The following is a 25,701-nucleotide window of genomic DNA, read 5'->3' on the forward strand; positions in this document are numbered from 1 at the left end:
CATGGACGTCAGCCAGATAGCGCAGCGGTTCCCGCTTGTTGCCCGGCCACGTCCGGCCTGCCCACCACTTGCTGACCGGGTCGGCGAGATCAGTAACCTCGCTCGCGCCGCTGGACGCGACGGCAATGTGACCTCCGCGACCGTCGCCTCGAACAAGGCGGCGCTGATCGCGAGCGACTGCGGCATGCCGGACCTGGCGCGCGCTCTGTGCTGGCGTCACGCCGAGGGCTTCCTGCGCGCTCTGCCCCTGAGCGCGCAGGAAGCCCGGTACGCCCTGGAACCTCTGGTCAACCTGGCTCGTCTGCGCATCCGCGGCGGTGATGGCAACGGCGCGTACCACCTGCTCGACACCTTGAACCAAGCGGTGAAATCGAAGACGGAAGCGGTCATCGACGGCCGCGCTATGTCCTTCGAGCACCTCACACAGTCGGCGGCCGACCATCAGCAGGTGTGCCAGTGGCTGTGGACGGTCCTCCTCGGTGACGGAACCCGCGCCCTCGTCGTGGCTGGCCAATGGGACCGCGCGCTGGCCCACGCCGAGCAGCACCGCGGCGTGGGCCAGCGCCTCTTCGACGGGCGGCAAGTGGAAGTGCTCGTCCACTGCCTCGGGGGGCAGCCCAATGGCGCCCTAGCCTCGATCGTTCATGAGTCCTCGTCGGTCTGCTGACGGGGGCTCTGCTTTTGTGGAGTGACGGTTTTCCGGTGGTGTGGCAGGTTGAGGGCCCGGCTCTCGCGTCGGGTGGGCGCCGGGTTCCACTTTCCCGGGGTGGTGGTGAGGGTTGTTGGGGTGGTTGAAGTGGCTGGTCAGCCGGGGTTCGGCAGGGCCTGGAGCCGGTCGATCGCCTGAGTGAGGACGCTGGTCCAGGGCCATCGGGCGGGCAGGCGGAGCCAGCGGCGGCGGCCGGTGGTGACGAGTCGTGCGGCGGTTGAGAACAGCCGCAGGCGAAGGCGTTTGGGTTCCCAGCGGCGGGTGTCGCCGGTCAGGGCGAGCATGGGCATCCAGGCGAGGAGGTCAAGTGCGAGGGAGACGATCTCCAGCCAGATCCGGTTCTGCGCGCTGTCGTGGAGGGGCAGGTTGCGCAGGCCGGTGTCGCGGGCGTTTCGTATGCGGTCCTCGCAGCGGGCCCGTCTGCGGTGACGCAGTTCCAGGTCGGCGAGCTGGCCTCCCTTGGTGTTGGTCGCGAAGCACGTCAGCCGCAGTCCGTCGAGGTCGGTGAAGCGCAACTGGGCACCGGGGTGTGGCCGTTCCTTGCGGACGACCAGCCGCATTCCCTTCGGCCACGTGCTCAGGTCGGGCATGTCGGTGATCTCCGCGACCCAGGCACCGGGCCGCTCGGTGCCGCCCGCGTCGTAGGCCGGCGTCCACGCCTTCTTCGGGATCTTCAGCACCGCCTGATGGATGGCGTCGGTGATGGTCATTCCGACGGAATACGACAGCCACCGGCCCGGCTTGGAGAGCCAGTCGAGGAAGGCATGGGTGCCACCGGCGGAGTCGGTACGGATCAGCGTCCGGCGCCCGCGCCGCAGGGCTTTGGGCAGTTGGGCGAGAGCCATACCCGTGGTGGTGATGTGATCGCTCGCGGTGTTGGAACCCGCGTTGCCGGGCCGAAGCAGCGCGGCCACCGGCTCGCCGGAACCGGCCTGGCCGTGGTCGACGAACGCGACGAGCGGGTGATGACCGAAGGTCTTCTTCCAGGTCGCGGTGGCGTCCTGCTTCTCGGAGTGCGCAAGGACCAGCACGCCGTCGATGTCCACGATCACCTGGCCGTCGGCGGCCGGACCTTGTGCCCCGGCCAGTTCCCAGACGTGCGAGCGTACTTGGGCCCGCGCCGACCGGATCGCGGTGAGGGACTTCGGGCCGGCCGCGGCGAGGGTGTCGATGAGCCGGGAGACTGTGGGGTCGGATGCCACCGGGCCGAACACGTCGGGCTCCGCCCGCAGCATGGCGACATCGGCGAGGCAGTCCCCGCCCAGAGCGACTCCGAGCGCGACATCCAGCAAGACCTTGCCCGGATCGTGCACGGCCCGAGGCTTGCGCCACGGTGCCATGGCCGTCGATATCGCCTGATCAAGCCCGGACTTGCGGACCGTCTCGACCAGCAGCACCGATCCGGCCTGCGAGACCACCGAGCGGCCACCGCCCTGGATACGGACAGGCGGATAGGACCCGATACTCTTCTTCACCTGGGAAGTGCTTCTTTCCTTGCCACGTACAGGACCCTCAGTAAGTCCTATCGTTGCAGGTCAGGAGCACTTTCTGCTGTCCCGGTCACCAACTGGACATCACCCGTCACGAAAGCCCGAGGCTAGAGTTCCTGAACAGGAGCACCCTGGTTGAGGAGTGGGAGCACTCGGTCGCTGCGTGCCTCGCCGTGCTCTGCCACACCGCAGCCGACGAGAACCCGGTCGGCGCCGTTGCAGCGATGGTCAGAAACTACTTGGCCCTCAGTAAGATCCCCGAGCTTGCCGTCTTCCGCACCCGTGTCGGACTAGCCGTGCTCGACCTCTCCCCACATCCCCGCCAGGTCGAAGCGTCGCGCCGCCTCGCCCAGGAGGCAGCGACGTCCGGGGACGGATACATCGCGCGTGACGTCATTGCCCATCCCTTGTGCCAGAGGGAGATGAGCCACAGCGAATACCACACGCTGTCAGCTGCCGTCGCTGCGGCCGGACTCGGCCAGGGACAGATTCCCGCACCCCTGGAGGAGGCCCTGCGGGACGCCATGTCGCTCGCCTCTGACGTATGGGAACGCCACCTCACCTGCCGGGGCAGCTCCAACTCGTCTCGATCGCTGAGGGGTGGTGACATCTCCAATTCGGAGGTGTGACGCCCAACCGGCCTTCCCTGGCCTATCCACGAAAGGAGGGAACCCGTTGGGCCCCGTGCCAGCCAAGGTCACACGGCTTACGGCCTGTTGCTCACGGTGTCGGCGATTCGGCCGCGTTCCGCCCGGAGCCGCCAGAAGCCAGACCAGCAGTCCCGGATGTGACCGTGCGTCGTAGTTGGCGGATCGCCCGCGCGGAGTCCTCGCAGGTCAAGGCGCTTCTATTCAGCGCAGTTGGCGGGACCTGTCCGTGATAGTTGGCGGCTCCGGGGGCCGCCGCAGGCACTCCTCCAGCTGTCCTGTCACGTCGCGTGTGTCAGATGGCGAGCCCTTGACCTGCTGGAATGCCAGATCGTTTGCAATTGCTGAGGGTCGGTGTTCTCAGTCGACCTGGCTTTCGCGGAAGTCTCGTTCGCGATAGAGGCAGAATCGGGCACTCAGGGGTGCAGAGTGTCTCGGGCGTGCTCGTACATCCATGTGGTTCCTGCGCGGCTGAAGAAGCAGTCGGCGAACTGCAGGGCGCTGTTCCATGCCCAGCTGGTGCAGCCGTGGCCGAGGCACTTTTCTGTCAGCGGCCAGTTCGGAATGGTTCTCGCAAGATTTTCGTGAACCGGTGACAACCCGTCATGGATCATCCACAAGTGACGCGTTTACGTAGGAACGGTAGTCCGGCACGGCCGTAGGTTTGCCGTTTCAGCAGCTTGATCCTGTTGTTCTGGCCCTCGACCTGGCCGGAGCTCCATTCAAGGGTGACCCCGGCGTGGACAGCGGCCAGGTCGCGGGTGAGGCCGTCGGCGAAGGAGACCAACTCGGTGACGCCGCTGGACTTCGCGGTGGCGATCCAGAAGTCGAGTTCGTCCGCTCCCAGCCGGTTGACCAGGACCTTGGCGAAATCGGCGGCAAGGTCGGCGGTCGTGGCCAGCGCGGGGCAACGCTCGCGCAGTTCCTTGAGCTGCAGTTTGTCCTGCTCGGAGTGCTCATCGGGGTGGGTGAGCAGGAGCCCGGCCACCTCGCGGGGCGTGCGGGCCTTGGCGGGCGCGACGCCGCCGTCGCGCAGGCGGTGGACGAAGCGGCGGACGGTGCGCTCGCTGGTGCGAACGCCTCGGGCCTGGAGCTCATGGTGAAGCAGGTCGGCACGATGGCAGCCCTCGGCGAAACGACGCACCAGGTAATCGGCGTGCCGGTCGAGGATGCCGTAACGGCCGCTCGGTCCGAGGCCGAGCAGTTCCTCGACGTCGTGAGCCTGCATGAACCTGCGCACGGTCTTGTAGTCCAGGTGCAGTTCACGCGTGATCACGGTGATGGTCGCGCCCCGGTCCATCAGCGCATGAACGGCCGCGTGCCGCTCGCGGGTGCGCTTGACCAGGTGGGATTCGGCCGGATCGGCCAGAGGCGCGGCGCGCTCCTTCACCGTGGCCGGGGCGGGGCTCCAATTCCGGCGCAGGCGCACGACGGTCTTGTCGACGGCCTGTCCGAGGTTGTGCCACAGATGCCACCGGTCGGCGACCTGCACCGCCTTGGGGGCGGCTTCTCGGGCGGCGTTGGCATACGCTCCGCTCCGGTCGCGGCAGATGATCTCGATGCCAGGATGGGCGCGCAGCCACTCCTCGACTACCTCTGAGGTTCTGCCGGACAGCAGATCGATCACCCGGTGGGTCTCCAGGTCGACCAGACAAGTCCCGTACCGGTGCCCCTTCTTGGTGGCGAAATCATCGATCCCCAGCACGCGCGGGCACCTCAGCATCGGCTCTGGCAGCGCCATCACCAGGGAGATCAGCGTCACACGGCTGATGGTGACCTGTAGCGCCCGGGCCAGACGCGCCCCGGCGCTGCCGGCCAGCGCCAGGCCCACCGCGCCGAGTACGGCCAGTAGCCCCGGCGTGTAGCGGCCGTAGCGAATCGTGAGTCCGTCGACCTGCTCCACGAAGGTCCGCCGGAGACAGAGCTCCTGGTCGCAGAACAGGCGCCGCACCCTCAACTCGATCACCACGGGCTGCCCACCGACCGCGCAGTCCTTGATGCGCCGCTGGTAGTGGCTGTGCACCCGCACACTCGCCACCCCGCAGCCCGGGCAAGACACCGGTACGCCTTCCCGAGTACGCGCGGTCACCCGCACCACGCCACCATCCCGCTGCACCTGCCCCACCTCTACCGGGCCAAGCTGCGGAAACACGACGTCCAGCAAGTCAGCACACAGTACGGACGATGCCACCGATGTGACGGGTTGTCACCGGTTCACGAAAATCTTGCGAGAACCTTCGGAATCCCCACGTACGGCCAGTTGTGATGTCACTCTTGGTTACGGCCCGGGCTCCACGTCTGACCCGACCGGTCACATGCGGATGGACGGGACCGGTTGTCGGGCAACGTCAGCGCCAGAAACACGGGTTGACCTGGCACGATGTCATCTCGGCTGCCGGCGCTCTCCCCCATCGGCAGAGCGCCGGCTCCCTGCCGACCATGGACCTCTCCGGCCGCTCCAAAAACGTAGGGCAGCTTCTAACAAGAAGGCTGACCTGCGCGCTTGCGTACATGGACGTCGGCCCGCCGGGGCATGTTCCTCTGCCGCTCCACGCGGGCGGCCGTCGACGGCTGGAAGTTGCTGCCGTACGCCGCCCGCAGGCCGGGCTGCGGCCATCGGTACGTGCGGATGTAGATCTGCGAGTCCCCGAGTGGATCAACCTCGACCTGGTAGTACACGGCGCCATTGGCCCAGTTCTGCCGGGCCATGACCCGTGCGGGTCGCCATTTCCCGGCTGACCAGACGGAGAGCGCCGGGCGTGCGCCATGCGGCCACGTCCAGACCTCCGGCCAAGGTCCGTCCCGGTGCGGGTGCCAGGGGCGGGCCTGTTCAGGCTCCGGAATGCTCATGGCTTCGACTGTAGGCGACGGCATCGCGGTGAGTGCAGGTACCGTCCGGCCCAGAGATTGCCCGCCACCGCGCTAATAGGGCTCCGTTACGTCTGTCTCTCGGTCCTGTTCGGGGGCACGTTAAAGGTGTGGACGCACATGAAGTGAACCGTGCTCGGGTGCAGTTGGCGCTGTTCGTCGCTGATGTGTTCGCCTCGGTGCCGCGGAAGGATCAGCGGGCCAAGGGCGACTGTTATCTGCGGGGGCTGATGCTGGATGGGCGGCGCAAGTCGATCCAGCCGATGGCCGCGCGGCTGCCGGACGGCAACGAGCAGAACCTGCAGCAGTTCGTGAACCAGTCGACGTGGGATCCGGTGCCGGTGAGACGGCGGATCGCGCGGCGGATGGTGCCGCAGGTCGGCCCGGCTGCCTGGGCGGTCGATGACGTGTCGTTCCCCAAGGACGGCCGGATGTCGGTGGCGGTCGCCCACCAGTACTGCGGCGCTTTGGGCAAGCAGGCCAACTGCCAGGTCGCGGTGAGCGTGCACGCGGTCTCCGACACCGCCTCCTGCCCGCTGCAGTGGCGCCTGTTCGTGCCCCAGGAGTGGGCGGACGATCCGGTCCGCCGGCGCAAGACGGGGATCCCTGACGAGATCGGGCACCGGGAGAAGTGGCGCCTGGCCCTGGACACCATCGACGAGCTGGCCCGATGGGGTCTGGTTCCGCCGGCGGTGGTGGCCGACGCCGGCTACGGGCAGAACGCCGACTTCCGCGACGGACTGGAACATCGCAGCATCGATTACGTGGTGGCGATCCGCTCGGACGTGACCGTCCACCCTCACCACTTGCAGCCCACCGCCCCGGCGTGGTCCGGCAACGGCCGCAAGCCGCAGCCCCGCTACCGCGACAAGCCGTTCTCGGTCGCCGCGCTGGCGGCCGGTCACGGGCGGCAGGCGTTCACCGACGTGGCCTGGCGGGAAGGCTCCCACGGAGTGATGCGCTCGTACTTCCTGGCCCTGCGGGTGCGGCCCGCCGGAGTAAAAGCCCGCCGTCTGGCCCAGGCCGCGGCCACCGCGCAGGAAGGCGGCTGGGACGGTGTCCTGCCCGAGGTCACGCTGCTGGCCGAATGGCCGGCCGGCGCCGAGGCACCCACCGACTACTGGCTGTCCAACCTGCCCGCAGACACCCCGGTCGCCGAACTGGTCCGCCTCGCCAAGATCCGCTGGCGCATCGAGCACGACTACCGCGAACTCAAACACGGCCTCGGCCTGGACCACTTCGAGGGACGTTCCTGGACCGGCTGGCACCACCACGTCACCCTGGTCACCGCCGCCCACGCGTTCCTCACCGAACAGCGCCTGGCCCCAAAAGCCGATACAGCGGACTCACCCTCTACCAGATCCTCGACACCCTCCAAGACCTGCTGAACTGCTGGACCGGCACCTGCACCACCTGCCACCGCCCCCTGCCCAGAACATCCACCACCAGCCAGAACCTCAGAGTCAGAGCAACCTAACGGAGTCCTACTAACGAAGAAGGCTAAAGGTGGCAGCCGCTACAGCAGTACCGAGGATGGTGCCCGCGATCACCTGGTTTCGTGTGTGGTCGGCGAGTTCCACCCGGGACCAGCCCACGATGACAACCAGAGCGAACGCGAAGAGCATCCACGGGCCGTAGGTCAGCACGAGCATGGCGCTCGCGCCGGCAGAGACTGCCTGGTGAACGCTGATCTTCCAAACCACGGTGATGGCCATCAACACCGCGAGGGTGATGAGCATGGAGGCCACCAGGGCGATCATGGCTTGAGGTGCGTTGCCAACGACCATGAGGCCGATGCCGACCGCGACTGACGACAGGATGACGGCCATGACGAGAAGTCGGGCGGGCTTGGCGCCGACGTGGCGGTCTCCCCAGCGTCCCTGTTTCACGCCGTGCTTGATGTAGAGGATCGGGATGATGGCGGCGAACAGGGCCGCCTCCGCTCCCCACAGCAGGCCAGCCCATCCCCCTGCGTGCCATCCGATCAACAGGGTGACGGCGAGAATCCAGTTTTTCGGTTCGAGCCAGTCAGTGATGATCCGAGCGATTTTCGATTCGGCTCCTGTGGTCGTGTCAGTCATGCAGGAACATCCCGTCATCGTCTGTGTGCAAGAGCTTTGGCAATGGAGGCGTCGGGGCAAACGAGTCGACCAGCGGACTCGTTCGGTAGGCATGGCTGACTGCGCGGAGCCACTGCAGCTCAGCCTCGTATCCCTTCCCGATTCCGCCAGGCATCGGGTGCTCGGTATTTGGCAGGGGTGCGGCGTGCCGTGCGGTCTGGGTCGCAACGTGCAGCCACATGGCCTCGGCGACGGCGTCGGCCGTCTCGCCTTCGAGGTTGCCCGCTGTGGCGGCTTGTCGCTTGGCCTGACGCTGCAGTTCTGCCGGCACGTACTCACGCAGGGCGAGCGACGCGTCGCCGATCTCGATGATGCGCCGGTGCAGCCTCATGCTCAGCCGCCGGCGAGGAATCGGGGTGCTGAGCACTACTTGTGGTGCGCCTCCGATGAGGCCGCGCCACAACGGTTCGAGGTCGCGTAGGTAACGCCACTGCTTGACCGCTTCGATCGCCCCCGCGATCGGCGGAAGGCAGCTCCCCAGCGCAATACTGACGATGGCTATCAGCTTCAAGTCGGTGGAGAACACGTTCTCCAACTCCGCGTGCACGGTGTCGGTGATCATATTCAGCGCGACGAAGACGACACGTTGGAACGCGTAGAGGCTGCCGACGCCGGTCCCGAGCCCGAGCAGCGCCAGACCTGAGCGGGTCCACACTGAGCGGCTGTGCCGTGCCCCTCCGATGAACAGCCACGTGGCCACAACCATGGAGGTGCCGATGTACAAGGTGAAGACGGCTATGTAGAGGACCGCGAAGAGCGAGTAGGGCCCTCGCCCTGCATGGATGGTGGCCGGCACCCAGTTGGCGAGCGTGTAGAACACCAGCATCAGCGGCACGGCAGTGAGAATCGCGGACAGTCGGAAACGACGCGCGAAACCCTCCGGCCGGACCACAGCAACGACGAAGTCCAAGAGGAGAGCGGCGCTTGCCACACCGAGCACCTGCTTGAGCAACGGCGCCAAGCGGGCAAACGGCACCATGGCGTCCACTGCACTCTGGACAACGGCTAGGTCGAAGGTCTGCGATGTGGCAAGCGCGGCAAAAGTGAGAGCCAACGATCTCTGCTTGTGTGAATGGCGCACAGCGGGCAGACGCCACAGGGTCACCACCCACAGCAGCGTGGCCACCAAGATCTGCTTGCTCATGAGCGCCGGTCCTTACGTGGGTAGGCGAACGCGTCATCCAAGCGCTCAAGCCTCGCATCGCGCCCCTGCAGATCGGATACGGCCAGCTCCTGAAACAGTTCCCCAAGGATGGATGCCGCGAGTTCGGCGTCACGCTCCTGCTCCGTGTCATAACTGGTTCGACCCAGAACGCTGAGGACGGCCTCGGGCTCCACCCCCGCAGGGAGAGCCGCCAGAAGGGCTCCCACGAGGTCTCCGCCGCCTAGACCGTTCCCGTTGTGCTCAAGGAGGTAGTGGGCGAGTTCATGACGGATGATCTGCTCGCGATGACGCTCGCTGGTGGCCGCAGCATGGAAGATGTGGTCGCCGCTGTCGAAACTGACGATCACCCCGCAAGGGGCGTTCACGCCTCCCAGTTCTGGGAGTTGATGCAGATGCAGCGGCCTGCCGCGCTTCACCGAGATCCGCAGACAGATCTCTTCGATGGTGAGTGCGTGAGGCAACTCGACACCCCGCAGCTGCTCGATGCACAGCTTGCGCAGGTACACCTCACGGCTTCGGTCACGACGTTTGAACATTTTCGCGACTCCGCTTCTCCCCCATCACCCCAAAAGGGCGCCACGTATCTAGCACACCATGCCGGTGCCCTATACATAGATGGGGAGATGGTTCCCCGAAGATCGCTCAGCACGCAAACGGATAAATGCCCCTGACCAGGCGAAAGACTCCCTGACGTGACATACATTACTGCTCGGTAAGACCTTCGGCCTTCCGCGCGTTCTCGATTACCGCCTTGATCAACTTCAGGCTGTCCGCAGAGAGTCCGTTGGCCCTAAATGCGAGACCGCGAACGTCATTGTCCGAGACTGCGGCGATCAACTCCATTGAGGCGCGCACCTTTTCACCTTCCTCGGCATCGAAGTCGGCAAAAAAATACGACGGCGAGACGTGAAAGAGACTGGCGAGCGCTTCTACCGTCTTCACGGTCGGGTTCGGCTTCGCCCCAGACTTCAACTGCGTGATGAGGCTTGACGAGACCCCGGTCACCCTTGCGGCGTCACCAACGGTGTACGGGCGCCCCGTCTGTGGGTTCCTCTGCGTCGCAAACAAGTGGGAGAGCTTCTGCGCCAGTGTCAGCTCCCGCCCATCACGCCCATCGGCGATGCCATCAGCACTCTGACCGGCGTCCGTCACGGTTTCACCCGCTCTCTCTAATGCAAAGCACCCAGGCACCGTACTTCAGTGTCGACTGAGAACAAAATCGGAACGCTGCGCACTTTAGTGTTGACAATGAGTGCGCACTACAGCGTATCTTTTACGCCAGTCGACACCAAAGTGTGCGGATGTGGCGAGAGGCGTTGGCCTTCCTGGACTCCACAACCGGCACGGGCAGGCCCCAGCCGCGCCCAGAGGATCGGCAGTAACAGCCCCTCAGCTGCCAACAAAGGATGGACCCACCGATGCCCGCCGACCTGGCTTTTCGACCACATAGGTCGCGCGTTCAGCACGAGAGCACAGGATCTGTCTGGCGTACTCCGAGCCGCCACGCGCTCCCGCGGGACGCGCGCTCGTTGCGGCCACAGCTGGGCCTGCCGCTGGTCGACAGCTCGTTACTTGCGCCTGATCCTGCGAAACGGTTCCGCGTATCTTCATCGCCTCTCGTCGGGCAGTAGCACGCCCGACGAGAGGCGATGAGCCTCGAAGTCCGCAATGGGCCGAGAGCATCGCTCCGGCAAGGGCGCTGCCGGCTGCCCGCCGCCTCGACCACGCATGCATCACACGGGCACTGGACTCCCCCGTGCGGGGGTGCCGACACGTGTCACACAGCCTGCCCAAGCGTCACACTCTGCAACCAGTACAGAGGTTAAGAACCAACTCTGGATCTTGACGCGGGTCTCTGCGTATGTTCGTCGTCCCCGGGGCAGCCCGGCACGGCGAACGTGAGGAGCGAGCAACGCAGGGACCGCCGCATCGGTCCGCAAAAAAGCAACGGCGCCCGAGAGATAGCAACTCCCGGACGCCGAACACTCAACGGCAAATCTCGCCCCGGCAAGGGCGGCGATTGCCCACCAACACCACGCTGATCCCTTCCGCGGGACGTCTCAGCGTGGCAACACTACAAAGGGGATTCTTGCATGCCTCCTGCCCTGCGCAAAAGGCCAAACCAACTGGCCTGCGCGGCAGCTGCCTCCAGCTCGGCGCCTTCCCGCCCTGAGCCGGGGCACACCAATACGGCCTCGACAAACCGTCGGTCCCGCCTCGTGGGCGGGGGCAACCGATGAGCGTCGATGCCCGCGAATGGGTGTGGAAGTACAGCTCCAGCCGGGGCACCGCACGTCTGGTCCTGCTGTCGATCGCCGACCGGGTCCCCGACAAGCAGGGCGTCGCCTGGGCCTCAATGACGAGCCTGGTCGAGCGGACCAACGCTTCGAGGACCGCCGTACGTGCGGCTCTGCGAGCGCTCGCCGCCGGCGACGAGCTGGAGCTGCTCGACGGCTACCTGGGCCCGCTTCGCACGACGGTCTACCGCCTGCCCCGCGCCGCCGCCTTCCAGGCCAAGGTCGACGCGGCCAGGGAGGAAGACCCGGACGCGCCCGTCGAGCCGTCCGACACCGATCCGGTGCCCGAGCTGGAGCCGGAGAAGCTCCAGCGGCACGGGATCTGGCCCACGAAGGGCACATATTCGGCACCCTCAGCACGGAATCCGACCGGTGCAGCTTCCGCCCCCTCGCGACGGAATCCGCACCCCCGACGGTCAGGAATCCGCACCCTCGAAGGTACGGATTCCACACCCCAGAACCGTAGTGAACCGAAGGTGAACCGTAGGTACAGCAGTGGGGGCACCTCCGTCGCCCCGGCAGCCGAGTGGCAGGTGGACCCAGACACTCACACCTGGACCCGCCAACAAGGTCACCTCGACCGCCTCGGCGAGGGGGGCCTCGCCGCCGCTGACGCGAAGTGGCGGCTGCACCGCGCCGACTGGAAGCCCCGGTCGGCAGGGGCTTGGGCTGCCGACTGGCGCTCCTGGATCGCCCGGGAGCACGCCCCGGGGCGTACGAACCTCTACGCCCTGCCGGGCGGCGGCACCGCCACGCCGGGCGGCATGACCCGCGCCGAAGCCCACACCGCAGCCCTGCTCGCCGCCCTCGAAGAGCCGACCGGAACGGAGGGCTGACCGTGGACCGCCGCGAAATCGCCGCCCTGCTGGCCTACATCGGCCGACTCGACCACCGCACCATTCGCACCGACGAGGGCGAAGCGCGCGACCAGCTCGCCCAGTGGCACGAGCTGCTCGGCGACATGCCGATGGCCACCCCGCACGGCTGGGACGCCCGAGTCGCCGCCCGCCAGCACATCCGGCTCTCGCCGTACCCGATCCTGCCTGCGGACGTCGCCCGCCCCTGGGAGAGCTACCGGCGCGACCGCCTGGGCCGCCACACCGACCCCACGCCGTCCGTCGACCCGGACGACCAGGCCGCCTGGACCGCCGAGCTGGTCGGGACCCGACGCGCGGTCGCCACCGGCACCGCGCAGCCCGCGCAGTACCGCGCCATCACCAGCGGCCGGCTCGATCCGGAACTGGAGGCGAGGCTGCAAGAGGTCGGCTCCTGCATACCGCCCACGGCCCGAGCCACCCTCGCGCCCTACCGGCGCGCCCGCGCAGCCCGCGAGGCAGCCGTCGCCCAGGGCCAGCCCGACTCCCTTGGCGTCCGCTGCGAGTGGTGCCTGGCCCCGGCTGGTGAGCCGTGTCGGCGCCGAAGGATCGGCCCCGACGACAAAGCACGCGGAACCGCCCTGCGAGCCACCCCGCACCCCAGCCGACTCGACCTCGCCGCCCGACAGGCACAGCAGGTCCAGCAGCCCGCGATGGCCTGATCGGCTGCCACCGTCGGCGCATCCCGTCCGATGCGCCGCCGCCACATCACTGTCCCGCCGCGGCGGCGGCGCACGCCCCTGCGCCGCAGCCGCAGGCACCCGACGCCGCGTCTGCCCACGTCGGCCCCGACCGGCTGACGCGCAGCACATCGGAGACCACCATGCGCCACATCACCACCCACGACGCGCCGGCCACCGGCCTGCGCGGCATCGGCGACACCAGCTGGCAGACCAGCGGTGTGTGCCACGGAATGGACCCCGTGGACGCCGACGCGGCGTTCTTCCCGCTGCCCCGGGACCACGAGGCCATCGCCGAGGCAAAGGAGCTGTGCAGCCTGTGCCCGGTGCGTCGCGACTGCCTCAACTACGCCCTGGAGAACGTTCTCAAGGAGGGCGTCTGGGGTGGGCTCACCGAAGCCGAACGGCGACCCTGGCACGACGGGCTGCCCCAGCGCCTTGATTACACCCGCGTGAGCGCGATCTTCAACGGCCGCGATGTGCACCTGACCGAGGCTGAGCGCCAGATCGTCATCGACCACGCCTACGTCCGGGGCTGGCGCACCGGCCGGCTCGCCGTCGCCCTGCAGATCAGCCACAAGCACGCCCGTGACCTGCTCCGGCATGCCGCTCACAAGATCTTCGACCGGGACCGCACCCATGGGGTGCCAAGGCCCAAGAAGAAGCGGACGCAGGGCGCGTCAACAACAGGCGGCCTCGCGCCCACCAGGCCCGGCACGAGTCAGCCGGTATCCCGCCCGGTGACGTCGACCTCGGCGCGCGCCCCTCTTGGAAAGGCCGCATGACCCCCTCCGTCCTGTCCTTCGGTGCCGTATTGGACCTGTCCCTCCTCCTCGTCATCGGCGTTCCCGTCGCCGCCCTCGCCCTGGTCCTGAGCGGCTGGGCGATCCGGCGCCGGAATGCGCGTCCGCAGGAGCGTCTCGGCAGTCCGGCGGTGAAGGTGGCCGCGCTCGCCGCGCTCGCCTGCACCGCTTACAGCGCGGATACGAGCTGGCGCTTCGCGGCCGACTACCTGAATATGGCTGGCACCGCGGAGCGCATCGGTATGTTCGCCGCCGCCGAACTCGCGCTCTTCGCAACTGCGCTGATGGCGCGCCAGAACCTGGCAACCCAGGGGGCGCCGGGGCTGCCGGGCACGCTGGTTTGGGTGATCACCGGCGTGCAGGTGATCCCCGCCTTCGCCGAGAGCGGCCCCGTCGGCGGGCTGGTCCGCGCCTTCGTCGGCCCGATCATGGCAGCGATGCTCTGGCACTTGGCCATGGGCATCGAACTGCGCCTGCGTACCCCGGAAGCGTCATCCCACGGCCTGGTCGCCACCCTCGGGCGGGAGGTGCGCGAACGACTGCTCTCGCGCCTCGGCATCGCCGCCCGGGACCGCGACGCCGCGCAGATCACCCGAGACCGGGCCACCGCCCGCGCTGTCGCCCTCGCCGCCCGTCTCGCCGAGCGCACCCCCGAGCAGCAGCAGAATCGCCGCGGCCGACGACTTACGCGGCGGCTATCGAAGGCGATCGGCCGAGCTGCGGTAGGCACCGACCCCATCCAGCGCGGTGAACTGCTCAACCAGCTCGCGGCACGCCGGCACGCACTCGCGCTCGCCACGGTCCCCCTGCCCTCCCCCTGGGCCCCGGAAGAGAGGGAGGGCACGGCTGCCGCGGCCCCGTTGCCGAGCGCCCAGAGCTCAGCGGTCCCCATCGACAATCCCCACGATGACGCCGGACCGGACGGGGACCGGGGACCGGGTGAGCAGAGGGGCCCGGTCCCCGGGGACTCTGGCGCGGGGACCGGGGACAGTGACGAGGGGACCGACCACCCTGCGGTTGAAGTTCCTGCTCAGGCTCACGAGTCGCACCGGGGACCGGGGGGCACCGAGTCGGGGACCGAACCCACCGGGGACCGGGGACCGACCGACACGGGGACCGAACCCACCGGGGACCGGGGACCGACCGACACGGGGACCGAACCCACCGGGGACCGGGGACCGACCGACACGGGGACCGAACCCACCGGGGACCGGGGACCGACCGACACGGGGACCGAACCCACCGGGGACCGGGGACCGACCGACACGGGGACCGAACCCACCGGGGACCGGGGACCGACCGACACGGGGACCGAACCCACCGGGGACCGGGGACCGACCGACACGGGGACCGAACCCACCGGGGACCGGGGACACAAAGTCCCCCTCCGGCGGCAGACGACCGCCAAGGTCAAAAACAAGGGCACACGAAACGGTCGGTCCCGCAGCCCGCGGACGCAGCGTCCGCGGCGCGAGCCGGAGCAGTCCGTGGACCAGCTCATCCAGGAGGTCCGTCCCCATGTCCCCGCAGTGCTCGCACGCGACGGCAACGAAGCGATCACCCGAGTCCAGCTCCGGGAGATCCTCCGGCGCGAGGACCTCAAGGGCGGGCGTAACGAACGTCTGAGCCTCGTCCTCCAGCAACTGCGGAGCGACAACACCACCAAGACAAGGAGCACCGCCCGATGAAGACCTGCCACCAGTTCAAGACCGTCCGTGCGGAGTACGAGCGGGAGATCGGCTACATGATCGCCCACTCTGTCCGGCACGAGGGCAGGCCGGCAGCGAAGTCCAGCGCCAAGCAGGCCACATCGACTAAGGCACGGATGGCCCGGGCGCTCAGCAGCCACGTCGGGCGCTGCCCCGAGTGCGGCTGAACCGGCAAAGCAGCAGCTCAACGCGATTCGCAACCGGTGGCCCGGCTTCGTGCCGGGCCACCGCCCCACTCCAGGAGGTCACTGCTGTGCTCCCGCGTCCCGCCCGCCGATCTGCGCCCACAACCGCAGAGGCCGACGCCTGGGCGGCCGTCCTGGTCCGCCGACGGCTCCTCCACGCCGCACTCCTCGTACCGAGTGGCCAGTGGCTCGTCCAGCACGAGCCCGAGGGACCCGTCCGCGTCCTCGCAGGATCAGCCGACGTACTCGAACTGGCCGCCACCATCCAGCACCACATCCGTTCCGTGAGGCCCGAATCGCGATGACAGGCTCGGCCCAGAACGACAACACCCAGGAACCTGCGGCGGACCTCAACTCGGTCTCAGGGCGAGCAAGTTATCCCTTTGGATACTCCGCCTTGAGCGGAGTATCCAAAGGTGCCCCCACCCCATCGGGGCAGGGGGCCGTCCGGCGCCGGGGGGCACCAGACGAAGAGGCTGCGACCGAGGGCGGATCGCAGCCACAAGGACGGGAACAAGACACAGACAGCCCCGCCGAGCCCGACCACGACGAGCCGAAGCAGCCCCGTACCCGACGCCGCAAGTACCAGCGCCGCCAACGACCCCATGTCCGCAACACACGATTCAGCGACGACGAACTCGCCCGAGTGAGCGCCGGCGCCCAAGCAGCCGGCCTCACCGTCGCCGGCTTCCTCGCCCGATGCGCTCTCAGCGCCGCCCGCGACCTCGGCCGAACCGCCAGCGCAGTTGCCGGCGAGCGAGAGGTGATCGCCGAATTCTTCGCCGCCAGTCGCTACCTCGGGCACGTCGGCAGCAACCTCAACCAGATCAGCCGCGCGATCAACTCCGGCGCCCATCCGACCGAACTCGACGCCGTTCTCGCGGCCACCGAACGGGCCGTCCAACGAGTCCAGCACGCCGCCGACCAGCTTGTCGCACACGCCTAGGACTACCCACCAGCATGATCCCCAGAATCCAGAAGCGCGGGCAGCGCACCCTCGGCCTCCTCTATTACCTGTATGGGCCGGGCAAGTTCGAGGAGCACACCGACCCGCACCTGGTTGCCTCCTGGAACCACTACGCCCCCGACCCCGGCCGCGACGCCTCCGCGACCCTCAAGCAGCTCCAGCAGCTTCTGGACCAGCCCGTCGAGAACGTCGACCAGGCGGAACAGCCGAAGAAGCACGTTTGGCATCTCTCCGTCCGCAATGCTGCCGAGGACCGGATCCTGACGGACGAGGAGTGGGGCGACGTCGCTCGCCGTATGGTCGCCGCCGCCGGCATCGACGACTCCGAGATGGGTGGGGGCTGCCGGTGGGCAGCCGTCCGGCACGCCGACGACCACATCCACATCGTCGCCACCCTGGTCCGCGAAGACGGATACAAACCCGAGCTCAACAACGATGCCGCGCGCGTGCAGACCCAAGCCCGCGCCCTCGAAGCAGAGCTGGGCCTGCGCCGCCTCAACAAGGGCGACGGCACGGCCGCGAAGCGGCCGACCAGCGCCGAGCGCCACAAGGCCAAGCGCCAGGGCCGCGAGCGGACCGCGCGTGAGGAGCTGCGCGAGACCGTACGCCGTGCGGTGGCCGGCGCCACGAGCGAGGGCGAGTTCTTCGACCGCCTGGCAGCCGCCGGCCTGCTGATCCGCACACGTGAGGCCCCCTCCGGCGACCTACTCGGCTACAAAGTTGCTCTGCCCGACGACCGCAACAAGGACGACGAGCCGGTGTTCTACCCCGGTGCGCGCCTCGCCCCCGACCTCTCGCTGCCCCGGATCCGGGAGCGCTGGTCCGCCGAGAACCCCGACCAGACCCCGTCGGCAGATACTCCCGTCCGCGCGACACCGGACAGCCCCTCTGCCGCGCGCCGGCGGACCGCATCGGCGGTCTGGACCGCGATCACGATCGTCGAGCACGGCGACGACGCGGTCGCCGCCGCGTACATCGCGTCGGCTGGTGAGGTCCTGGACGCGCTCGCGAAGACCTCCGCGGCCCACACCCGCCATGATCTTCGCGACGCGGCATCCGCGTTCGAGCGGGCCTCCCGCTCCCACGTCCGTGCCGAGCGCGGGAGCGACCGCGGCCTGCGGCAGGCCGCCCGCGACCTCATGCACGGTGGCCCTGCCCTCGGCCGGGACGAAGACGGCGCGACCACTGCGATGGCCATCGACATGTTGTTCTTCCTCATCACCGCCACCGCGCTCTGGCATGCGAAAAGGGGGCACGCGCAGCAGGCCGATGCCGCCCGCCAAGCTGCCGAGCATCTGCGCTCGGCCTACCAAACCGCCGCTGCCCAGCCCCTCGGAGCCCTTCACCGGCGCGGCCGAAAGTTGAACCAGCCCCTTCTCCAGCGGCAGATGGTGATGCTGCGCGAGGCGCTGCCGGAGCTGGCCGAGCAGATCCTCGCCGAGCCCGGCTGGCACGCGCTCGCCGCCACCCTGGGCGACGTCAAAGCGGCTGGCCACGATCCGGCGGCTCTCCTCACCGACGCCGCGGAGCGACGAGAGCTCAGCACAGCGGAGTCCGTCAGCGACGTCCTGGTGTGGCGACTGCGCCGGACTGCGGGCCTGCCCGCCGACACCAGCGACCAAGTCAACCACCGTCCGGGAACCGGTCCTTCGCCGCGGCCGGCGGGGCAGCGGACACCGGGCCGGTCCGGGTCTCAGCGCACACGGCCGTGACTGTGGACTTTGTGAATTGAAGTGATCGGCGAGTTGGGGCACGATCATGATGCGTGCAGGGCGAGACGAGGGAGGATGCCAAGGTGTTTCACCGGATACGACGCCGGGCTGCGGAGCCCAGCGAGGCGCAGCGCTGGTTCTTTGAGGCAGCGCGGCTGGAGGGTCAGGGGCCATCGGAGGTTGAACAGGCTCGGGCCGTGATGGAGCCGGCCGAGCCGGCCCCCGTGGTGGACGACTTCCTTCCGCCGGATCTGCGCATGCCGAGCCATGACCAGCTCGACGGCCGGATGACGCAGTGGAAGCAGCCGCTCGTCCTGGACGGCGAGTTGGTCGGCTGCGCCGAGTGCGGCGCGTACCGGGACTGGCTCGTTCTATCCACCCACGACCAGATCTGGCTGCGCTGCCGTCTGGGCCACCAGCAGCACGAGACACGCCTCGACACCGCTTGGTACAACCGGCACACCGGACCGGCGGATGCGACGCACGCCACGTTCGAGGACTGCCTGCGCCACCTCGGCCACTGACCACCACCCCTACGACCCCACCGGGCGCACGCGCCCGCACTGACCACCCGTCACCTAGCACCAAGGGGTCAGTCCACCATGCGCGTTCGCGTCGCCACCGCCCTCTCCCTCACCGCCATCACGGTTCTCTCCCTCCCTGCCTGCTCCGCCGAGAACACCGGGACCAAGAACGACACCGCCGCCTCCGCTCACGCAGGGAAGCCAGCCGGTGCCGACCGGCACGCCACTCCGCTGTCGTCGGCCGCACTGGGCAAGCGCCTACTCGACGAGAGCAACCTCGGCAGCGGCTACCTGCGCAAGCCCGAGCGCCCCTCTCAGCACGACGACGTGGCTGTCGTGGGATGCCCCGCCCTGAACGAGCTGGGCAGCGACGCGGCGACCGGCGGCTCGCTCACCTTCCCCCGGCAGGCGAAGGCCACCTTCACGTACAACGGCGGCAGCAACTCGGAGGTCTCCGAAGAGCTCTACAGCGATGCCGCTGGAAAACTGTCCAAGGGCATCGGCGAGATCTTCGACGCCCTGACCGGGTGCCCGACCTATCAGGTCGTCGCGGGCGCCACCGCGATCGACATGGCCTCGCAGGAGCTGCCCGCGCCCCACGGCCTCGGTGACGAGCAGTGGAGCCAGCTCCTGACCTTCTCCGCCGGTGGGCGGGACACCGTGGTGAAGCAGACCGCGATCCGTGACGGCAGCGTGCTGTTGATCATCTCCGGCTCCCCGGCCCTCGTCGACAGCCACCTTGGCAAGGCCCTCGCCAAGGCGACAGCAACCAGCTGACCCGAGCCCGACATAGAACTGCCGCCCCCGACCGAGCCGGTCGGGGGCGGCAGCGCGTTGCGCCCACGAGACTCAGCGGTAGACAAACGAGTAGCCCGGCCTCCCCCTTCGGGGAGGCCGGGCTACATTCGTCGAATCGAGGGAAATCGCTGGCCGTTAGCTCGCCGGTGCACGCAGGAGTCGCTCCCGAGTGCTCTCAGGCAACACTCGCCGAAGGACCGGTGCGGTGGAGCTAAGAGAGGCCGCGAACGCTGCGATGAGGTCGTGCGGCGCGCTGGCACCGAAGGACGCCGCCCACAGGCACGGTGCGCCGAGCGTGGGCTCGGCCCATGCCTGCCATCCGACCGGGCCCGCATCATCGGCCTCGGTGGTCAGGGCGCGTGGGTCGGCGTCCTGGATGAGGGGCGGTACCTCGCCGAGGCTGAGGTGCGAGGTGAGTGTGGGGTCCATCGCTCCCGCGTGGGGCTGGTCGACGTCGCGAAGCCAGCCGTGTGCGGTGACGGCGTCGATGACCAGGCTGGGGCTGGCAAGCGGCACGGCAGGCTGTTCGCGGGCGTCGAGCGCGACGAGGAAGTCGACGAGGACCTCCCCGGGAACATCGAGCGTGAAGTAGGCCGACCACGCGGCGAGCGGGCTGCTCGTGTCCGCGCGAGCGGAGACCTGCCAGGCGATCGGCAGGTCCCCCAGGTGGAACGGCTCGTCTGCCAGGACCCACTGGGCCCATCGCAGGGTGTCGGGGCTGATGTGCAGGACGGTGCTGCGCAGGACCTGCCGGGCCTGCGCTTCGTCCGGCTCGTGTCGCCCGCGGACGATCGTCAGGTTCGTCCAGCCGAGGCCGGTGAGCGTGTCGGCGACGGTGTCGTAGAGGCGTCCGTCGTCACCGGCCAGGTGCCGAGGACCGACCCAGTACGCGGGCTGGGCCCCAGCCGGGGCTGACGGGTCGAGCGGGAGTTCGGGGTACAGGGGCGCCTCCAAAGGCTAGGTGCGGAACTACTTGCCGCCGGCGGTACGGCGGGGGCGGCGCGGAGGTGCCTGGACTGGCCCGTGCCAGGCCAGTTCAACGGCGACCTCGGGCGGCAGATGGCCGAGCTGAGTGTCCGCGTCCCGCCCTTCGGCGAGGTAAACGACGGACTGCCCGGTCTCGTCCACGGACTGCACAACCTGCGCCAGGCGATGCGCCATCGGGAAGAAAGGATTCATCGCCTGCCTCACGGGAGCACTCCGATCACAGGCGTTCAAAAGGTCGACGAGATCGCCGACGGTCATCTCCGTGTGCGTCACAGAAAGCCTCCTGGTGCAAGGGAAAACGGTGAGCGGTGGAACGGTCATGCCGCTGGCAGCCGGGCACGCACTCTGGGGGGAGGGCTTCTTCCGACGCAGTTGATCGGGCGATACTCACGCCGGGCGGTTCCAGCACGTGCGCCAGAGTGACGGCGACGATCAGGTGGAACTCCTCGGCGGAGAAGTGGTCCCGGACGAGCGTGGGCCGGCCGGGCCGAGCTGCCACGCACGCAGCCGCAAGGCTCCGACAGCGGTGGAGAATCCGGGACTAACAGGAGCCACGGCCACAAGCGGAAACCTCTCTGACCTGGTGTTTCTCGCGATGTGATCTAGGTTGACATGCCCCTGCCCTTGTTGGCCAGTCTTTCCTGTCTGCCCCCGGCGAACTGCCCGTTGGCATCCCACTGTGGGATCCCAAGCCCTCTGTGCGAATCCCACGGCAAATTGCCACTCACCGGCCGATCGGCCACGTATCCGAGGCTGGCACCGACGAACGCGCCAACCGGGAACCCGGCAACGGCGGAGGCGCCGGGGTGGGAACCCTAGCGGCAGGTCACTGCGAGGAAGACCGTTCCGCTGACCGCTGTTGAAGCTGTCGCCGCAATCAGCTCTGAGGTCAAAAGGCCAGGACCCGAGGGCCGACAGAGCGACTTGGCTGCTCCGCCCCGGTCCGGGCACCGGTACTGGCACCTCGGTGACGTCCAGCTGGCAGCGTAGGTGGCCCAGGAGCGGTATTTAGCTTCATTGCATAATTGGCTTTAAAGCTGTGCGTTTGCGGTCCTGGGCGCGGAGTGCGGCCCATCCCCGCGCCCAGGACCCACAGATCTTCGGCCCTTCTGAGGAGCCGCTCTGCCGATCCATCCCCGCACACGGGGACCGCAAGGCAGGCACCAGTTCACCGGCCTTGCGCTCAGGACCACCCCCGCATGCGCGGGAATCACAGCTTGGGCATCGCCGGTGCGCCCCCCCGTGTGGGGAACACCCCCGCATGCGCGGGGACCGCGCGCTACAGTGCTTGGGACGGCGCTATTAACTTGACGCAGCTGACCATTGAATGGGCGACGCCGGGGTCATAGTTTGCCGCCAACGAAAGAGCGGGATCACGCCCGGCAAGGCGTGACCCTGCAAGGACGGGTTCTTCAGACCCGGCCAACTGGCCGCGTTGCGGTCAGCAAAGGGTGACAGGGGATCAGCTACAGGCCATGGCGCCTCCTCCAGTCGTTGAACCAGTCGGCAATAATGCGACTGGCCGCTGCTGACACGAGGGCGACCAAGACCTTTGCTGGTCCCTTCCCCTTGTCGCGAGACTCTCCGTCTTTCATGTGCGCCTCCAATGAACCAAATGGGAGTGGCATGGCCACGAACTCATCGGCTGGTCCTTGGAGTTGCACGCGCCGGACGGGCCGACATCGCACAGATGACGATATGCCTTGCGGTCGAGCCGAAGCCCCGCCTTCCCGATAAGTCCTTAATTTCATTCCTTTACCCGTATGCGGCAATAAGGGTCCCGGGGAGCGCGCCCAGTGCGCCACAGCGCACCTGCAGCGCGCATTGGCGGGTCGAGACCATCTTCCGCGCCAGGAATCTCCACAAGCGGATGGAGGCCATTCGCTTGTGTGCCGAGTGTCAGCGTCTTCCCGTGCTATCCCCGCGACTGATCGGAGGACCGCATGTGGTGGAGGTAGTCCGTCGCGGAGAGCGAGGCAAGCAGTAGACCTGGACGATGGCACGGCACAGTCATCCAAGGCGGCGGCGAATGACCCCGCCGTTCCGCCAGTGGCCTGCGTCAACACAAGGTGAGGTCGGGGCTGCGGCACCTCGTCGAGCAACCAGCGGCAGTTCGGCGCCAGGTCCAGGGGGTAGTCGAGGCCGCCCTTGAAGGGAAGCTTGAGGGCACCCACACCTTGTGACGCCGCTGGTTCCAGCGCCCGTGGACGGCTCACTACGAGGGTTCGGACTGCGCCGCCCGCCAGGATGCGCCGAGTGCAGCGAGCCGCCGACGCAGCACATCACGCTGCTCCTCCAGTACCTGAGAGGTTGGCGAGAGAAGGTAGACCGTTCCTTGGTGGTGGCGGAATCCGAGCTGTTCCCAGCCGCGAGTGATTCTGGCCCTCACGCGTTCCCATTCGGCTTGGTCCCGCAGACGCTTGCCAGCGAGGTCGGTGATGCCCGGCGAGCAGGCGATGGCCCGGCATCCAGGCATCAGTCGGAGGATCACCTCCAGGGCGAGCACCGCGCCGAGCCCGTGCCCGCGCCACCCTTCGTTCAGGGTCACACGGTCCATGACGAGGAGCCCGGTGCCCGCGTACTCCAGAGTCTCGCTGGCAGCCTCGGAAAAATTCCCGGTGTCTGGATCGAGGACGGCCTGGGCGATCTCGTAGAGATCTTCCCCCTCCTCCTCCAACGCCCAGAAGGCGTTCTGGCCGCGATCGACGTGAATCCGAACGAAGGTCATGGTCCCGACCTCCGTGCCGTCCGGGGCGTACGCCGGACAGTGGTGGGTGACGCACTCGCCGGGCGCGGTCGGGCATCGGGGGCCGTCGTGCACATCGTGGCCGTGAAGAATGACCACGTCCCACCGCTCCAGAGCATCCGCGTGCGGGGTGTCGAGCAGCGCATCCGCATAGCTGATGCGCAGATGCAGGTCGGATGGGTCGCCTGGAAGCTGGAGAGCGGCAGTCACTGCGGCAGCCTAGTCCCGCTCCTCCGCTGGATTCGGCTTCCTGTGTCGGCCCTGCCCCTTGCCCAGCCCCAGCGGGCGGTGTCCCTCGGCGGACTTCTCTTCGACCGGCTGCGGCGGGTACAACAACACCTTTGCAGCGGCCAGGTTGTCGGCGACGCCGACCGTCGCCCACTGCGTACCGGTCCACTCCTGAATCACCCGAGGCACGTCCGCATCGACGTGCGCCCCGCGGTACGGACCTTCTGTGAGCGGGACCGCCCGCAGTTTTCCCCTCGATGCGCTCCGGCGCTCCTCGCGCCTCCGCGCCCACTCTTCCAACGGCTCCTCGTTGTGCATCGCAGCATCGTGGCGTATCCGCGCCCCGTGCCGCCATCCTCGGCCCGCGCTCAACCGGGCCGCACCTGCCATCACAGCGCTACCGTCCGGGCCTACCGTCCAGGACGCGGAACTAGGCACGCGATCGAAGTGTTCCTCCGCCTCATGGCTCAGAGCGCATACGCAGCAGGCCCCCCGAAAGAGTCTCTCTCGGGGGGCCTGCTGGTCGAGGGTGATCGTGGATTAGCTGGTCTCGCCGTTGCTGTCCTGCTCGGGCTCGGCCGCCTTGCGGCGGCGAGCGGCGATAAGGGCGCCGCTGCCCACGGCGACGAGGAGTCCGCCGGCACCGAGTAGCCACGGGGTGGCGTCGGCTCCGGTGTGAGCGAGGGAGCCGTCCGGGGCCTTCGGCGTTGCTTCCTCGGTTGCGACTGCCACCGGGGCGGGCGAGGAGTCAGCGTCCGGCGTGGCGGCGTCGGCGGTCGTGGGACGCGTTCTGCCAGAGGGGCTGTCGGTCGGCTTGTCCGTCGGCTTCTCGGAGGGGTCGGGCTTCGGCGTGGGCTTGTCCGTCGGCTTCTCGGACGGGTCGGGCTTCGGCGTGGTTGCGGTCTTGGCGTTGGTGATGGTCACGGTGACCGGGGCGCCTGGGCCGGTAGTGACCGTCTTCGCGGGCTTGTAGAGGTCGTAGCCCTGGGGGGCCTTGACCTGCCTGACCCAGAAGTCACTCTCACGGCTGGTCACGGGCAGTTCTCCCGTGGCCGTGCCCTGCGCCCCGGTGGTGAGGGTGAGCAAGGTTTGACGGCCTGTTCCGATATTCACGGTGGCGCCGGACAAGAGCTTTCCGGTCTTGTCGTCCTTGGCCTGGAGGAGGACCTTGGCGGCCTTGAACGGGTCGGTGATGGCCAGGTCCGTTGGCGCGCCCGGGGTAACGATGACGTCCTGGTCGGCGACGACACCGTGGAGCGGGCTACCGGAGGCCGTCTCTTTGAGCCGGTAGACGCCGGGAGTCAGGTCGGGGAAGGTCAGCTTGCCCTGGCCGTCGGTCTTGCCTCGGGCTGCCTCCTGGCCGGTGGCATCGAGGAGGAGGAACGCAGCACCGGGGAGAACGTCCCCGGCCGCGTCCTTCTTGGTGATGGCGATGCTCCCCGCCTCCGGTGCCGGCCTCTTGGAGGGGGCAGTGGGGGCCGAGGGCGTTGGCTCGGACGGCTGGGCGGTCGCGGCCGGTGCCCAGGTGAGGGTGCCGGTCACCGCGGCGGCGATGGCAGCGGATCGGACGGCGCCGCGGACGATACGAGCATGCACGTGAGGCGTGGCTCCTTGGTCAGGGGGTGAAGGGGGCATCGGGTCCGGCCGGAGCTGGGTTCCGCTGGGCCCTGCGCGTGAGGTGGGGGACGGGGATTCAGCGGGTGCGGGTAGTTGGCGGGGCGGGAGCCTTGTGAGCGGTACGGCCCGGAGCGCGGCTCGGCGCGGACGTGGTCCAAGCACCGGGGAACCAGATCGCGGTGTACTGCTCGATCGCGTCGCGCAGTCCGCTGGTGACGGCGCCCTCCCACGGCGGCTGGCCGGGGCAGTGGTAGGTGTCGAACGTGCCGTACCGCTTGGTGTTCGCGGAGGTGCGCTGCGCTTCGTCCCGACGGTGGAAGGTGCCGTGATCCACGAAGCTCAGGGCGACCGCGTCGATCTCGCCCCGGTCCGCGTGGATGACGGCCAGGCGCAGGCCGCCGTAGGTGTCCGCATAGATGGTTCCGGTGAACCCGATTCGCAGCCGCAGTGGTGCGCCCGCGACGGGGGTGGCGTAGTAGGTGTTGCCCACGGCGGTGCTGTCGTGGAAGGGGAGGGAGAGTTCGGCGAAGAACTCGGGGGCCTGCAGGGACAAGGAGGGTCTCCGGTCGAGGTC

The 25,701-nt window shown here is 68.3% G+C and carries 26 protein-coding genes; 13 read left to right on the top strand and 13 right to left on the bottom strand.

From position 1 onward, the window contains the following. Nucleotide 1 precedes the first annotated feature (1 nt). Nucleotides 2-667 carry a hypothetical protein gene (locus ABCR94_RS28115; protein WP_347122925.1) on the top strand — a complete coding sequence of 222 codons (666 nt, stop codon included), beginning with the start codon at nt 2-4 and terminating at the stop codon, nt 665-667. 137 nt (nt 668-804) lie between these two features. Here the strand turns inward: ABCR94_RS28115 and ABCR94_RS28120 are convergent, their stop codons facing one another. After that, nucleotides 805-2,184, bottom strand: coding sequence for an IS1380 family transposase (locus ABCR94_RS28120; RefSeq protein WP_347117434.1), 1,380 nt, complete (start codon nt 2,182-2,184; stop codon nt 805-807). Between the two features lie 53 nt (nt 2,185-2,237). Here ABCR94_RS28120 and ABCR94_RS28125 point away from each other — a divergent pair, with 53 nt between their 5' ends. Continuing rightward, nucleotides 2,238-2,828, top strand: a complete 591-nt coding sequence (locus ABCR94_RS28125; protein ID WP_347122927.1) for a hypothetical protein — start codon at nt 2,238-2,240, stop codon at nt 2,826-2,828. Between the two features lie 628 nt (nt 2,829-3,456). Here the strand turns inward: ABCR94_RS28125 and ABCR94_RS28130 are convergent. Both ABCR94_RS28130 and ABCR94_RS28135 read right to left on the bottom strand, forming a co-directional pair. After that, nucleotides 3,457-5,037 (bottom strand): ISL3 family transposase, encoded by a 1,581-nt coding sequence (locus ABCR94_RS28130; RefSeq protein ID WP_347122929.1) that lies wholly within the window; start codon nt 5,035-5,037, stop codon nt 3,457-3,459. A 287-nt stretch (nt 5,038-5,324) separates the two neighbouring features. Beyond that, nucleotides 5,325-5,696: a hypothetical protein gene (locus ABCR94_RS28135; protein ID WP_347122931.1), complete on the bottom strand. Its 372-nt coding sequence runs from the start codon at nt 5,694-5,696 to the stop codon at nt 5,325-5,327. A gap of 128 nt (nt 5,697-5,824) precedes the next feature. Between ABCR94_RS28135 and ABCR94_RS28140 the strand changes: the two genes are divergently transcribed. Then, on the top strand, nt 5,825-7,102 hold the full coding sequence (locus tag ABCR94_RS28140) for an IS701 family transposase (RefSeq protein ID WP_347122932.1): 1,278 nt from the start codon (nt 5,825-5,827) through the stop codon (nt 7,100-7,102). Nucleotides 7,103-7,201: 99 nt separating this feature from the next. Here the strand turns inward: ABCR94_RS28140 and ABCR94_RS28145 are convergent, their stop codons facing one another. The 4 genes from ABCR94_RS28145 to ABCR94_RS28160 all read right to left on the bottom strand — a co-directional run bounded on the left by ABCR94_RS28145 (nt 7,202) and on the right by ABCR94_RS28160 (nt 10,151). Next, complete coding sequence (locus tag ABCR94_RS28145; RefSeq protein WP_347122934.1) at nt 7,202-7,795, bottom strand: phosphatase PAP2 family protein; 594 nt, start codon at nt 7,793-7,795, stop codon at nt 7,202-7,204. Next, entirely contained in the window at nt 7,788-8,978 is a 1,191-nt protein-coding gene (locus tag ABCR94_RS28150; protein WP_347122936.1) for an MAB_1171c family putative transporter, read from the bottom strand. Before ABCR94_RS28150 ends, ABCR94_RS28145 begins: the two co-directional genes overlap by 8 nt. After that, on the bottom strand, nt 8,975-9,505 hold the full coding sequence (locus ABCR94_RS28155; RefSeq protein WP_347122938.1) for a secondary metabolite protein: 531 nt from the start codon (nt 9,503-9,505) through the stop codon (nt 8,975-8,977). Before ABCR94_RS28155 ends, ABCR94_RS28150 begins: the two co-directional genes overlap by 4 nt. 196 nt (nt 9,506-9,701) lie before the next feature. Then, on the bottom strand, nt 9,702-10,151 hold the full coding sequence (locus tag ABCR94_RS28160) for a helix-turn-helix domain-containing protein (RefSeq protein ID WP_347122940.1): 450 nt from the start codon (nt 10,149-10,151) through the stop codon (nt 9,702-9,704). 1,084 nt (nt 10,152-11,235) lie between these two features. On the opposite strand from ABCR94_RS28160, the gene ABCR94_RS28165 reads away from it, so the two are divergent. The 10 genes from ABCR94_RS28165 (at nt 11,236) to ABCR94_RS28210 (ending at nt 19,528) form a co-directional block, all read left to right on the top strand. Further along, nucleotides 11,236-12,132: a helix-turn-helix domain-containing protein gene (locus ABCR94_RS28165; RefSeq protein WP_347122942.1), complete on the top strand. Its 897-nt coding sequence runs from the start codon at nt 11,236-11,238 to the stop codon at nt 12,130-12,132. A gap of 2 nt (nt 12,133-12,134) precedes the next feature. After that, entirely contained in the window at nt 12,135-12,833 is a 699-nt protein-coding gene (locus ABCR94_RS28170) for a zinc finger domain-containing protein (protein ID WP_347122944.1), read from the top strand. A gap of 161 nt (nt 12,834-12,994) precedes the next feature. Further along, nucleotides 12,995-13,636, top strand: coding sequence for a WhiB family transcriptional regulator (locus tag ABCR94_RS28175; protein ID WP_347122945.1), 642 nt, complete (start codon nt 12,995-12,997; stop codon nt 13,634-13,636). After that, a complete protein-coding gene (locus ABCR94_RS28180; RefSeq protein ID WP_347122947.1) occupies nt 13,633-15,342 on the top strand; it encodes a collagen-like domain-containing protein in 1,710 nt (569 codons plus the stop codon). Before ABCR94_RS28175 ends, ABCR94_RS28180 begins: the two co-directional genes overlap by 4 nt. Then, the gene (locus ABCR94_RS28185) at nt 15,339-15,530 is read left to right on the top strand and encodes a hypothetical protein (RefSeq protein WP_347122948.1); all 192 of its coding nucleotides are present in this window, start codon (nt 15,339-15,341) and stop codon (nt 15,528-15,530) included. The genes ABCR94_RS28180 and ABCR94_RS28185 overlap by 4 nt, the downstream gene beginning before the upstream one ends. An 86-nt stretch (nt 15,531-15,616) precedes the next feature. Continuing rightward, nucleotides 15,617-15,853 (top strand): hypothetical protein, encoded by a 237-nt coding sequence (locus tag ABCR94_RS28190; protein WP_347122949.1) that lies wholly within the window; start codon nt 15,617-15,619, stop codon nt 15,851-15,853. Further along, on the top strand, nt 15,850-16,494 hold the full coding sequence (locus tag ABCR94_RS39220; protein WP_521977980.1) for a plasmid mobilization protein: 645 nt from the start codon (nt 15,850-15,852) through the stop codon (nt 16,492-16,494). The genes ABCR94_RS28190 and ABCR94_RS39220 overlap by 4 nt, the downstream gene beginning before the upstream one ends. A 14-nt stretch (nt 16,495-16,508) precedes the next feature. After that, nucleotides 16,509-18,227, top strand: a complete 1,719-nt coding sequence (locus tag ABCR94_RS28200) for a relaxase/mobilization nuclease domain-containing protein (protein WP_347122953.1) — start codon at nt 16,509-16,511, stop codon at nt 18,225-18,227. An 83-nt stretch (nt 18,228-18,310) separates the two neighbouring features. After that, nucleotides 18,311-18,751, top strand: a complete 441-nt coding sequence (locus ABCR94_RS28205; protein WP_347123129.1) for a hypothetical protein — start codon at nt 18,311-18,313, stop codon at nt 18,749-18,751. A 78-nt stretch (nt 18,752-18,829) separates the two neighbouring features. Beyond that, complete coding sequence (locus tag ABCR94_RS28210) at nt 18,830-19,528, top strand: hypothetical protein (RefSeq protein ID WP_347122955.1); 699 nt, start codon at nt 18,830-18,832, stop codon at nt 19,526-19,528. A gap of 156 nt (nt 19,529-19,684) precedes the next feature. On the opposite strand, the gene ABCR94_RS28215 is transcribed toward ABCR94_RS28210, so the two are convergent. The 6 genes from ABCR94_RS28215 to ABCR94_RS28240 form a co-directional block, all read right to left on the bottom strand. Then, the gene (locus tag ABCR94_RS28215; protein WP_347122956.1) at nt 19,685-20,503 is read right to left on the bottom strand and encodes an SPDY domain-containing protein; all 819 of its coding nucleotides are present in this window, start codon (nt 20,501-20,503) and stop codon (nt 19,685-19,687) included. Nucleotides 20,504-20,518: 15 nt separating this feature from the next. Beyond that, the gene (locus ABCR94_RS28220; protein ID WP_347122959.1) at nt 20,519-20,809 is read right to left on the bottom strand and encodes a hypothetical protein; all 291 of its coding nucleotides are present in this window, start codon (nt 20,807-20,809) and stop codon (nt 20,519-20,521) included. A 1,942-nt stretch (nt 20,810-22,751) separates the two neighbouring features. Continuing rightward, nucleotides 22,752-23,492: a hypothetical protein gene (locus tag ABCR94_RS28225; RefSeq protein ID WP_347122964.1), complete on the bottom strand. Its 741-nt coding sequence runs from the start codon at nt 23,490-23,492 to the stop codon at nt 22,752-22,754. A gap of 9 nt (nt 23,493-23,501) precedes the next feature. Further along, the gene (locus ABCR94_RS28230; RefSeq protein WP_347122967.1) at nt 23,502-23,828 is read right to left on the bottom strand and encodes a DUF6087 family protein; all 327 of its coding nucleotides are present in this window, start codon (nt 23,826-23,828) and stop codon (nt 23,502-23,504) included. A 222-nt stretch (nt 23,829-24,050) separates the two neighbouring features. Then, on the bottom strand, nt 24,051-25,106 hold the full coding sequence (locus ABCR94_RS28235; protein ID WP_347122969.1) for a SpaA isopeptide-forming pilin-related protein: 1,056 nt from the start codon (nt 25,104-25,106) through the stop codon (nt 24,051-24,053). Nucleotides 25,107-25,203: 97 nt separating this feature from the next. Further along, nucleotides 25,204-25,680, bottom strand: a complete 477-nt coding sequence (locus tag ABCR94_RS28240) for a hypothetical protein (protein ID WP_347122974.1) — start codon at nt 25,678-25,680, stop codon at nt 25,204-25,206. Nucleotides 25,681-25,701: the final 21 nt, after the last annotated feature.

This window comes from Streptomyces changchenzhani (assembly GCF_039766235.1).
Taxonomy (GTDB): domain Bacteria; phylum Actinomycetota; class Actinomycetes; order Streptomycetales; family Streptomycetaceae; genus Streptomyces.

Coding starts and splice junctions, on each gene's coding strand:
- ABCR94_RS28115 (WP_347122925.1), top strand. CDS start 2: ATGGACGTCAGCCAGATAGCGCAGCGGTTCCCGCTTGTTGCCCGGCCA.
- ABCR94_RS28135 (WP_347122931.1), bottom strand. CDS start 5,696: ATGAGCATTCCGGAGCCTGAACAGGCCCGCCCCTGGCACCCGCACCGG.
- ABCR94_RS28145 (WP_347122934.1), bottom strand. CDS start 7,795: ATGACTGACACGACCACAGGAGCCGAATCGAAAATCGCTCGGATCATC.
- ABCR94_RS28150 (WP_347122936.1), bottom strand. CDS start 8,978: ATGAGCAAGCAGATCTTGGTGGCCACGCTGCTGTGGGTGGTGACCCTG.
- ABCR94_RS28165 (WP_347122942.1), top strand. CDS start 11,236: ATGAGCGTCGATGCCCGCGAATGGGTGTGGAAGTACAGCTCCAGCCGG.
- ABCR94_RS28175 (WP_347122945.1), top strand. CDS start 12,995: ATGCGCCACATCACCACCCACGACGCGCCGGCCACCGGCCTGCGCGGC.
- ABCR94_RS28180 (WP_347122947.1), top strand. CDS start 13,633: ATGACCCCCTCCGTCCTGTCCTTCGGTGCCGTATTGGACCTGTCCCTC.
- ABCR94_RS28185 (WP_347122948.1), top strand. CDS start 15,339: ATGAAGACCTGCCACCAGTTCAAGACCGTCCGTGCGGAGTACGAGCGG.
- ABCR94_RS39220 (WP_521977980.1), top strand. CDS start 15,850: ATGACAGGCTCGGCCCAGAACGACAACACCCAGGAACCTGCGGCGGAC.
- ABCR94_RS28200 (WP_347122953.1), top strand. CDS start 16,509: ATGATCCCCAGAATCCAGAAGCGCGGGCAGCGCACCCTCGGCCTCCTC.
- ABCR94_RS28210 (WP_347122955.1), top strand. CDS start 18,830: ATGCGCGTTCGCGTCGCCACCGCCCTCTCCCTCACCGCCATCACGGTT.
- ABCR94_RS28230 (WP_347122967.1), bottom strand. CDS start 23,828: ATGCACAACGAGGAGCCGTTGGAAGAGTGGGCGCGGAGGCGCGAGGAG.